Raw genomic sequence first — 10190 nt, forward strand, 5'->3', positions numbered from 1 at the left:
AGATAGTAGGGGGTTTCGTTCAGAAAAGACTTCAAATTCGGCCTTGAACGAGTAAAACTTTCTAGGAAATAAGGTTGAACATGAGATTTTTTTGACTTGTTCAAAGTGGCCGGAGGGCATTCGGACACTCAAAATGGACGTGGAGAAAGTGTCAGACTTAAGCAATTAAGCGTTTTTCGGTGAAGCGTCAACCCCGTTCAGCGACCACCCTAAAAAAGTGGCGTGGTGAGGAATCGCCGTCCGTTTTACGGCGGCGAGGATGTCAATGATGATGCTGTCCGACGATGCATGGCACGCAGATTTCCCTATGCAATTCTCTATACAATCGAGCAAGACTACATTCTCATTTTGGCGGTTATGCATTGCAGCCGAGAACCTGGATACTGGAAAAGTCGTAGATAGTCGAAGTTCCCAGTAGCCTAACGGTGATTGATTTAATAACCCTGGATTGTCCGTAGGATGGTAATATCTAGAGTTTTTAGTAGGGTGCGCTCTTCGATAGCGTAACGCACCAAGTAGTAGTTAAATTAATGATAGATGTGGTGCGTTACGACGGATTGTTAGATTTAAGTTTGAGCAGAGATTATCGCCGTAAATACGCCCCCTACATTCTACTATAATCAAAGATGTTGATTTATCCTATGAGGTAACAATGTTATCCATTAATCTAGATCGAGAAACCGAGAACTATCTAGCGGACATCATTTCTGAAGAGAATATTAGCTCAGAAGAACTTCTAAAAAAACTCATTTACGAACATTGGCAAAGCTTAAAACCGCGTAAAACTTTATTACAACGCCGGGGAGGTCATCCTCAGCATCTTTTAGAAAATGCTCCACCTGATTTGTCATTGCGAGAAAACCGCAAAAAAGTAGTGGCAGAATATATCCAAAACCATCATCAGCAACATCATTTATGACAAATTATCCCCCAAAAATTATTACAGAATCAATCAACCAATTCTCTAACTTCAAAGCAGGCACACGCTCAAATTCACGAGTATTTGCGGTAACAAGAGTCAGATCAAGCGCTAGAGAATGAGCAGCAATCAGTAAATCATTTGGACCGATTGGGGTTCCTGCTTGCTCCAAATGTTTACGAATTAGGGCATAGTGCTTATCTACAGTTGATTCTAATGGCAAAACTGTCAAGAACTCCAGGATGCGTTCTAGTTGCTGCACCAGACGGGAGGAACCACTTTTAACCACTCCAAATCTTAATTCACACGCCACAATGATGCTCGTACAAACGCTTTCTTCGCCGACATCCACAATATGCTGGAAAACCTGACCTTGGGGATACCTGATCAAATGTGATAGGATGTTAGTATCAAGCAGATATTGATAGGTCATTGGGTGGTACTAAAATGTAATGTCATCAAGGGGAAGCAACCCTTCATCTATATCAGGAAAATTGTCTGTAATGTCTGGCAAAGTAGTCAGCAAAGAAATTAGAGAACCGGAAGAAATCGGCTCAATGATTAAGCGATGACCTTCTTTGCGTAACAAAACCTCTGTGCTTGATAGGGCAAGTTCAGGAGGAATAGTTAAGACTTGCTCTTGTCCACTTGTTAGTAAAGAAACCTGACGTAAGTTTTGCATCTGTTGACCTCTTTGTTAATGATCACCTTACTATAATAGACGCTTCTAAGACAGAATATTCAGTATCTAAAACTTCTACTCCAAAGGTTTCAATATGAAAACGGAGTGCTGATTTCGCATCTTCTAGCACTTCTTGATATGATTCGCCTTCGCCAATGACAACTACTTCAATGCCTAAAGGTTAAGCAATATAGCCATCTAGGTATTTTTCGACAATTATTTTAATGCTTTTCATGATTATTTTTTAAATAAATTTTCCCAATTCATCAAGCAAATCCATCGCCACATCCAGCCAGTCCACCGCACCCTCTGAAGACGGCTCAGGCGTTGCTTCCCTTACCTCTTGGAGATTCGAGGCTAAGGGTTTAAAATTCTCATGATTCTCGCTGGCCTTCTCTGCTAAAAAGTCCTTTAATAGCGTCGGACGTTCATACTCTGAGCTATTTGTCAAGAGCCAGTTCAAAAATGTGATCGTCTCGGTTCGTTGTTGCGCTGACCAGCCTTGTTTATCGCTAAACTGCGCCGTAATTTGCTGGCATTTTTGCCACCAGCCATAAGCCTCCCGCAGCGCCGACATGGGTTTCATCATCGCCAAGGAAACCGCGCCTCCTTCTGGGAAATCTTGGCGCAGGTCCGAACTCAACAGAACCCCAGTTAACCAAGCTCCTCCTTCCCCTAACTCGACTAAAACATAGGCTAGGGTTGCCGGATTTAGGTCAATCTTGACCTTAACTTGGCTTAAATCCAACGGTTCTGCACCAGAGTCTTGGGGAACTAATAAAGCTTCCAGTTTACCAAGTTTAGGTAGCACCACTTGAGCATTATCAGCCGCCGCAGCATCTACCTCTATCCCATGTTCTTCTAGATAATATGTCAGCACCGCCGCCGCTAAGGTGTTCTGACGAAATTCCCCAAAGCTGGGATAGGGAACCCAAACAGAGTCGGCTAAATCTGTTTTAGGGTCTAAACCCGCAAGTTTAGCTAACTCAACCAGATCATCTGTATCTGCATTAGCAAGACGCAGGTACAGTTCTTCAACTTCTCGAATAAAATCTGCATCACTCATAACGTAGTACCTGACGACTTAGATAGGGTTGGGTTTTATGCTTTAAAAATAACTTAGCTACTGCTAACTCAAATACGTTCAATTTGTGTCCAGAAATATCATCTTTAAATAAATTTTCTAAACCCGTAATCACAACCTGACGCATTTCAGGAGTAAATGTCGCTTCAACGCTCCAGGGAACACCCGCAATTAACATTTTACCCAGGGAATCAGCTAATTCCCCAATCAAAACAGGCTCACCTGTCCTATTCTCGAACACCCACACAGGCTGATTATTTGCTCCCTTGTGACTAATTTGCGCTATTTTAAGCTGAAACTTATCTACCTGGGACTTTTTTTGACGCTGTTCTCCAACTCCCTTTAAGCTTGCTTTCGATAAATCAGGAGTTACTGATGCTTCTACTTGAGACTTGCTTTCCTGTTCTCCCCCTGACTGACGTTCAATCTCCAACTCCCTTGCTAAAATCTTTTTCAACGCTTCATTTCTCAACTCAGAAGGCATTTGGCCATTCTCTAGTTTTAAGCGCAACTCTCCCCCCCGCAAACCAAACTTAACCCGTCCAAAGGAAAAAACAAGCCACTGCTCATTAAAATTAATCCGCACCGATAGGGAAAACGCCTCTGGTTCAGACTTTTTGAAAAGGGAAAAAGGTCCCTTCGACTCAGACGCAACAGGTTCTCCCGAAATCTCCAGGTGCAGACATTCGGGACATTTATTATCATGTTCTGTCACCTCAATTGCCCTTGATTGCTTTGCCATCATCCCAGTCTTTTTAAACCCTTAACTGTAATAATTGTACTGTATTTGGGGTTTGCGGCAAAAAGTTTGTTGTTTTGCTAATAAAGTCCCAAAACCATTTTTTAGCAAAGCTGCTACCGATATTCAGCCAGCCTTAATTAGCTAGAGCAAGCCTCAAGAATTCCTAGCAAATTAACTAAGGGGTTATCTTAATGCTTGCTGCATAAGCTTAATTTTCTTCCTCCACTTCTGGGGTTGGTTGTGGTAAACGAGCGATAAAATCTTTCATTTTGGGATGATTAAACATTTTCTCCGTGTCTTGCAGAAGACGTTGACCCCAGAGATTTTCCTCTAAAAATTTTAGACTGACATAACGACTATCGCTAGTGAGAGCGGCCTGAGCTAATTTGATGCCCTCCTCGGTTTTACCTTGACTATAAATAGCCACCGCAATAGCTAACTGAGGTTCCGGCTGTTTAGGATCGATTTTCAAAGCGGCCCGCCAATCTTTAAGAGCCGCTTCCTTGTCACCCTGTTCGTATTTAACTAAACCAATATTATTAATAGCAGGCCAAAAATTTTTATCTTGAGTAACAGCTTTTTCGTAAGCTGCAATCGCCGCAGGATATTGGTCTAACTTGAGATAGGAATTACCGAGATCAAAAAGAGCGGGGGAGATATCGGGTTTCATTTGCAAACCCGCTTCAATCTGGGCAATAGCAGACTGGTAATCTTGATTCTGAAAATAGGCACTACCGAGGGAAAATTTAATATTAGCGTGGGCATCGGCGGGAGCAAGGGACAAAGATTGATTTAATGCCTCGATACCGAGTTGCACCTGATTGTCTTGCAGATATAAACTACCGAGAATAAACCAAGTTTGATAGAGATGGGGGGCTAACTGCACCGCTAACTTAGCCCGTCCAAGGGCCGCATCGGTACGGCGAAAACGAGCTAATTGGATGGCATCTTCGGCCATTTCAATTCCCGCTTGTTCCATCTGTTCTAACTCCGGTTCGATGGCGTAGGGGAGTAGCGCTTGGGAAAAAGCCGGCGGGCTGCCAGCGACGAAAAAAATGAGCAAAGAAATGATTAATTGAAGTTTTGGCACAGTTTACCCCCGCGATAGGCCTTTTTTAATCAGTCTATCTCGCTTGGGAGTTGTTGGCTAAAGAAACAACAAAGGCAACTCTAGAGACGTTAGTATATAACCAATTAACTTTTGGCTGATCGATGGCAATAACCGTGTTGGGAAAATCAAATCGCCCCCTATTTTGGATATTCGGACTCATGGCTAGTGGTTTTCTGGCGGTGGGAGTGGTTTCTTATCGCTTGCTGCAAACACCTCCTCCTAGCCTAGAATTGGCGAAAATGACCGTTCCTGCTCGACGGGAAACCCTGGCTGTGGAAATTAAAGCTAGTGGTCGGGTGGAACCAATCCAAAGTGTCAACATTAGCCCGAAAAACCCCGGCCGATTAGTGCGATTATTGGTGGATCAGGGCATGATTGTTAAAAAGGGACAAACCCTCGCCGTCATGGATAATTTAGAGGTGTATGCCCGGGGAATGCAGTCAGAAGCGCATCTACGGGAAGCTCTAGCCAATCTGGAACAGGCTAAACGCAGCATTCCCGAAGATATCCGGCAATTACAAGCCCGATTTTATCAGGCCCAGGCCAGTTATAAGCAATTAGAAGCCCGTTTAGCTCAGGCCAAAGAAAGAATTCCGAAAGATTTAGACCAACTGCAAGCTCAGGTACAAGCGGCCCAATCCCGTTTTCGACTAGCAGAAAATCGGGTTAAACGCAATGAAAATTTAGTCCAGGAAGGTGCGATCGCTCAAGACCAATTTGATGCCGTCCTTAATGAATATCTCAACGCCAAAGCTAATTTAGAGGAATCGGTCCGCCGTTTGGAACAAGCAGATAAAACCGCTTCCCCAGAAGTGGCCGGAATTGAGCAGGAAATGATCCGAGCGGCAGCAGCGATCGCAGAAGCGAAATTTGCCCTCGAACAACGCCAAAAAACCCAAGAAACCGAGCTTGCTCGACTAGAATCATCTGTAGCGGCTGCTAGGGCCGATTTAGAGCAAATCAAGATTCAATACCGCGATACGGTCATTACTGCTCCCTTTGATGGCATCATCACCCAAAAATACGCCACCGAGGGTTCTTTTGTTACTCCCACCACTTCGGCCTCCAGTACCGCTTCCGCCACTTCCACCTCGATTATCGCCCTAGCATCGGGATTGGAAGTAATTGCTAAAGTGCCGGAAGTAGATGTGGGTTTATTACAGCGCGGCCAACCAGTGCGAATTGTCGCCGATGCTTTTCCTGAAGAAGTCTTTGAAGGTCGAGTTATTCTCGTGGCTCCCGAAGCGATTATCGAGGATAATGTTACTTCTTTTGAAGTGAGAATCGGTTTGGTGACGGGACAGGACAAACTCAAATCGAAAATGAATGTGGATGTAACTTTTGTCGGCCAGCAGTTAGATAATGCCCTCGTCGTGCCGACTGTCGCCATTGTCACCCGGGAAGGCAAGTCAGGGGTTTTAGTTGCCGATGCCGAAAATAAACCCAGTTTTAAACCCGTTTCGATCGGTTTGGTCTTAGACGATAAAACCCAAATTTTATCAGGTTTGGAAGTCGGAGAAAAGGTCTTTATCGATCTCCCCGAAGGAGCCCAAGATACCTCAAAAACTAATCAAAAATCTAAATAATTTTCTTTAACAAGTATCCCTAAATTGTCTTTTTTATGCTAGGTCAGGATTCGGGAAATGGGGAAATGGGGGAATGGGGGAATGGGGGAATGGGGGAATGGGGGAATGGGGGAATGGGGGAATGGGGGAATGGGGGAATGGGGGAATGGGGGAATTCAACTAATACCCCAAAACCCCAAAACCCCAAAACCCTACAACTATCTAACTGATAACTGATAACTGATAACTGATAACTGATATGTTTATCATCGAAAGTTTAAAAATGGCCGTCTCCACCCTAGCGGCCAATAAAGTGCGTAGCGGCCTGACCATGTTAGGGATTATCATCGGTAACGCTTCAGTAGTGGCCATGATCGGTATTGGCCAAGGGGCGCAAACCTTAGCCAATGACCAGTTTGCTAACTTGGGACCCAATACCATTTTTGTGGTGCCAGGGTCGCGACAAGCACGCAATACCACCGTTAATTTACCGAAAACCTTGGTTTTAGCCGATGCTCAGGCGATCGCCGAACAGGTTCCCACTGTCGCTGAAGTCGCCCCGGAAATAAACGCTCGTTTCCTGATTTCCTATCGTAATCGCAACATGACGGCTCTAGTCACGGGAAGCACCCCAGAATACGCTTCTGTCCGCAATTTTACCCTAGAAAAAGGTCGTTTTATCAATAATATCGATCTAGCCCGCAACAAACGGGTAACGGTGATCGGCACTGAAGTGGCAGCGCAACTTTTTCCCACCCAAAATCCCCTCGGTCAACAGCTGCGGATCAAAAATCTCAGTTTTGAGGTGATCGGGATTTTAGAGGCGAAAGGCTCCTTTTTTGGCAATAATCAGGATGAAATGCTGATTATTCCCCTTAGCACCATGAACTCGCAACTGGTGGGCAAAACCGGACCCTACGGTGTCGAGTTGAGTTGGATTAGTCTCACAGCCCGATCGGGGGACGAAATCCGCGCTGCTAAGTTCCAAATCCAGAATCTCCTGCGTTTACGCCATAAAATCGTGGCTGAGGATGATTTTCGCGTCGAAACTGCTAAACAGATGATCGAAATCTTCGGCACGATTACTCGGGGTCTAACCCTACTTTTGGCTTTAATCGCCGGTATTTCCCTGATTGTCGGTGGTATCGGGGTGATGAATATTATGCTCGTTTCGGTTTCGGAAAGAACTGGGGAAATCGGACTAAGAAAAGCGATCGGAGCCAGAGAACAGGATATTCTCTTACAATTTCTGATTGAATCAACTCTCGTTTCCATCGCCGGCGGTGCGCTTGGTATTCTCGTCGGTGCAGGAGCGATCGTTCTAGTCTCCAGTTTCTCTCCCCTGGCTGCCACTGTTTCCGCCAGCGCCGTCGCCCTGTCTTTGAGTGTTTCCACGGGTATTGGTCTCTTTTTTGGCGTTTTTCCCGCTTATCGTGCCTCTAAATTGCAACCGATTGTCGCCCTCAGAAGTGTATAATTTTTTAACTTCTTTTCGGGGACGTTTTTGGCAAGGATTGCTTTAATAGCGGCGTTTTTCTAATGTGTGGGACGGATTTGATAATCCCGATAACGACGATAATCATTGAGGATGCGATCGTGATCAAAGCATAAGGGTTGGGGGAATTCCCAGAGATGAAAAATTCCGACTTTTTTGGCATCATCGGCAGCGATCGGTTGGCCTTTTGCCGTGGCGATAAAAACAATACTAATGGTGTGTTGACGTGGATCGCGGTTAGGATCGGAATAGACGTGAAATTGCTCGATTAACTGCACCTGTAAACTGATTTCCTCGTAAGCTTCCCGAATGGCCGCCGTTTCCACTGATTCACCGTAGTCCACGAATCCCCCCGGAATTGCCCAGCCAAAGGGCGGATTTTTTCTCTCAATCAGCAGGATCGGACGGTGGGGCGAGTCGATCAGTTCGATGATAATATCAACAGTGGCGGCAGGATTGCGATAGTTTGTCATTTTTTTCAGTTATCAGTGAACAGTTATCGGTAATCGGTGAATAATTTCAATTAAGACTCATAACCTTGAAATCGAATCCTTTCTAACCAGTAACTGATCAGGGATCGCTAATAAGGAGGAGAATAAAAGTTGTTAGAAAATGCCAAGAAAATTACGGTTATAGGTGGGGGAATTTGGGGGCAAACCCTCGCTAATTTGGCTAGACTTAATCACTTAGCTGTTAGGGTTTGGTCGCGTCATAGTGGGGAAGATTTGGGGGCTATTATAGCAGATACTGAGGTAATTATTTCAGCAGTTTCGATTAAAGGAGTTGCTCCAACGATCGAAAAATTACAGCAATTACAATTAAATTCTCGCATAATTATCGTCACCGCTACTAAAGGATTAGATCCAATCACCACTCGTACCCCTTTTCATCTGTGGAATCAAGCTTTTCCCGCTAATCCCCTTGTGGTTCTTTCTGGTCCCAATTTAGCTAAAGAAATTAATCAAGGTTTACCCGCTGCGACGGTGGTAGCAAGTTATCTGCAAAAAGCGGCGATATTGTTACAAAAATTATTATCTGGGGAATCTTTTCGGGTTTATCTTAATAGCGATCCCTTGGGGACTGAGTTAGGTGGCACTCTCAAAAATGTCATGGCGATCGCTTCTGGGGTTTGCGATGGTTTACAGTTAGGTACTAATGCCAAATCTGCCCTGTTAACTCGCGCTTTACCGGAAATAGTTCGGGTGGGAACTTGTCTAGGAGGTTGTCAAGAAACTTTCTTCGGTTTATCGGGTTTAGGGGATTTATTAGCTACCTGTAATAGTCCTTTATCTCGCAATTATCAAGTGGGTTATCAATTAGCTTTAGGTTTATCTTTGCCTGAGATTTTAGCAAAGTTAGAGGGAACTGCCGAGGGAATAAATACCACAGAAGTTTTGATGAGAATTGCCCAAGAAAAAAATTTATATGTACCGATTACCTGTCAAGTTGATCGTCTTTTGCGCGGGGAAATTTCTCCCCAAGTTGCCGTTTATGAATTGATGCGTCGGGATTTAAAAGCAGAATTTGATTGAGAGACAAGAGATTTTTCAGTGATCAGTAATCAGTGGGGGGTTGGGGAGTGGGGAGATGATGCCAAGTCATACCATTTTTCAAAAATAATGGCAGAGATAGTTAATTGCCCTCACCCCCCCTTCCTATCCATTAGCCAGATCTTTCTTAACAAAAAGAGAAGAAACTTAAAAAAAGGGGAACCGATTGATAGGTATAGTTTTGAAAGGAGGAATCAAGGTCGAGGTGAGCAAAAAAATGGAGAAATGGGCAGCCCAAGAATTACAGTATGCAGACCTAGGGGACAGGAGAAGAAAGAAAAGGTTAATCAGTATCGTGGAAAACTTGACCAGCTAACCTAGCACACGCGTACTACAAGACTCGGCAAATCTAGCCGCCGCCAGTGCCAGATCTGATTTTGGGAATTCACCCTATTTTCAACCTTCATCGGTGAGAATGATTGCTTCTCTTGGGTTTTTTTTAGGTAGAAAAGGCGACGGTGAACCTAGTGTTAAAACTATTTGGTTAGGACTGGGAAGGTTAGATGATATCAGCCAGAATTGGAAACTATCTGATCAAATTAGTCCCTCCATAGAACGCCCTTGAGCAATCTTGCACACTTTTCTCTTTTTGTCAAATTTTATGTTAAGAAAGATGCGACTAATGGATAGGAGGGCCACGAATAAAGAAAAATGGTATTGTAAAGTTTTGTTAAAAATATACGCAAATAACAGCAAACAACTGCTACTGTGGTTAGTGCAAGTTTACCTTACAGTTGAAATGAAACTATCAGATTATGCCAAGAAAAAGGGATTTTGCGCTCGACTGTATTCAATAAGACGAAGAACAAGAAAAACCGAATGTTTAATTAAGTGCTTGGAGGAAGAACATGAAATTAGTTCAAAGACATCTAATCAAATTTAATAAAAATGAATTTTTAGTATTTGATAAGTTGGCATTTTTATCAAAGAATCTTTATAATTGTGCTGTCTATTTAAACCGTCAAGCCTTCTTTTCACATCAGCCATTTCTAACCATGACTGAGTTACACCATGCTTTGAAAACAAGCGCAGATTATCAAGC

11 protein-coding genes and 4 pseudogenes are annotated in these 10190 nt (G+C 43.8%); 8 read left to right on the forward strand and 7 right to left on the reverse strand.

What is annotated here, in order from left to right; genetic code table 11:
- Window positions 1–652: 652 nt before the first annotated feature.
- Window positions 653–919: a hypothetical protein gene (locus IM479_RS21685; RefSeq protein ID WP_106909610.1), complete on the forward strand. Its 267-nt coding sequence runs from the start codon at window positions 653–655 to the stop codon at window positions 917–919.
- Window positions 920–923: 4 nt separating this feature from the next.
- Here IM479_RS21685 and IM479_RS21690 read toward each other — a convergent pair whose 3' ends face one another.
- The 6 genes from IM479_RS21690 to IM479_RS21715 form a co-directional block, all read right to left on the reverse strand.
- Window positions 924–1352 (reverse strand): type II toxin-antitoxin system VapC family toxin, encoded by a 429-nt coding sequence (locus IM479_RS21690; RefSeq protein WP_002788601.1) that lies wholly within the window; start codon window positions 1350–1352, stop codon window positions 924–926.
- A 9-nt stretch (window positions 1353–1361) separates the two neighbouring features.
- Entirely contained in the window at window positions 1362–1601 is a 240-nt protein-coding gene (locus IM479_RS21695; protein WP_002793069.1) for an antitoxin, read from the reverse strand.
- Window positions 1602–1845: 244 nt separating this feature from the next.
- Window positions 1846–2667, reverse strand: a complete 822-nt coding sequence (locus IM479_RS21700; protein ID WP_287685316.1) for a hypothetical protein — start codon at window positions 2665–2667, stop codon at window positions 1846–1848.
- Window positions 2660–3427 (reverse strand): hypothetical protein, encoded by a 768-nt coding sequence (locus IM479_RS21705; RefSeq protein WP_287709295.1) that lies wholly within the window; start codon window positions 3425–3427, stop codon window positions 2660–2662. Before IM479_RS21705 ends, IM479_RS21700 begins: the two co-directional genes overlap by 8 nt.
- Before the next feature lie 208 nt (window positions 3428–3635).
- A complete protein-coding gene (locus IM479_RS21710) occupies window positions 3636–4517 on the reverse strand; it encodes a tetratricopeptide repeat protein (protein ID WP_287685318.1) in 882 nt (293 codons plus the stop codon).
- 34 nt (window positions 4518–4551) lie between these two features.
- Window positions 4552–4698 (reverse strand): hypothetical protein, encoded by a 147-nt coding sequence (locus tag IM479_RS21715; RefSeq protein ID WP_002740204.1) that lies wholly within the window; start codon window positions 4696–4698, stop codon window positions 4552–4554.
- On the opposite strand from IM479_RS21715, the gene IM479_RS21720 reads away from it, so the two are divergent.
- Window positions 4640–6124, forward strand: coding sequence for an efflux RND transporter periplasmic adaptor subunit (locus tag IM479_RS21720; RefSeq protein ID WP_287685319.1), 1485 nt, complete (start codon window positions 4640–4642; stop codon window positions 6122–6124). The genes IM479_RS21715 and IM479_RS21720 overlap by 59 nt on opposite strands.
- A 238-nt stretch (window positions 6125–6362) precedes the next feature.
- A complete protein-coding gene (locus IM479_RS21725) occupies window positions 6363–7580 on the forward strand; it encodes an ABC transporter permease (protein WP_287685320.1) in 1218 nt (405 codons plus the stop codon).
- A 59-nt stretch (window positions 7581–7639) separates the two neighbouring features.
- On the opposite strand, the gene IM479_RS21730 is transcribed toward IM479_RS21725, so the two are convergent.
- Complete coding sequence (locus IM479_RS21730; protein ID WP_287685321.1) at window positions 7640–8071, reverse strand: NUDIX domain-containing protein; 432 nt, start codon at window positions 8069–8071, stop codon at window positions 7640–7642.
- 129 nt (window positions 8072–8200) lie between these two features.
- Here IM479_RS21730 and IM479_RS21735 point away from each other — a divergent pair, with 129 nt between their 5' ends.
- The 5 genes and pseudogenes from IM479_RS21735 to IM479_RS21750 form a co-directional block, all read left to right on the forward strand.
- Entirely contained in the window at window positions 8201–9130 is a 930-nt protein-coding gene (locus IM479_RS21735; protein ID WP_287685322.1) for an NAD(P)H-dependent glycerol-3-phosphate dehydrogenase, read from the forward strand.
- Window positions 9131–9365: 235 nt separating this feature from the next.
- Window positions 9366–9560: pseudogene (locus IM479_RS21740) on the forward strand (IS4/Tn5 family transposase DNA-binding protein); the annotation flags it as partial.
- Window positions 9558–9713: pseudogene (locus tag IM479_RS21745) on the forward strand (IS4 family transposase); the annotation flags it as partial. The pseudogenes IM479_RS21740 and IM479_RS21745, both read left to right, overlap by 3 nt.
- Window positions 9714–9920: 207 nt before the next feature.
- A pseudogene (locus tag IM479_RS22910) lies at window positions 9921–10031 on the forward strand (IS607 family transposase); the annotation flags it as partial.
- Window positions 9997–10190 (forward strand): annotated as a pseudogene (locus IM479_RS21750) (RNA-guided endonuclease InsQ/TnpB family protein); the annotation flags it as partial. The pseudogenes IM479_RS22910 and IM479_RS21750, both read left to right, overlap by 35 nt.

This window comes from Microcystis sp. M165S2, assembly GCF_020245885.1.
Lineage (GTDB): Bacteria > Cyanobacteriota > Cyanobacteriia > Cyanobacteriales > Microcystaceae > Microcystis.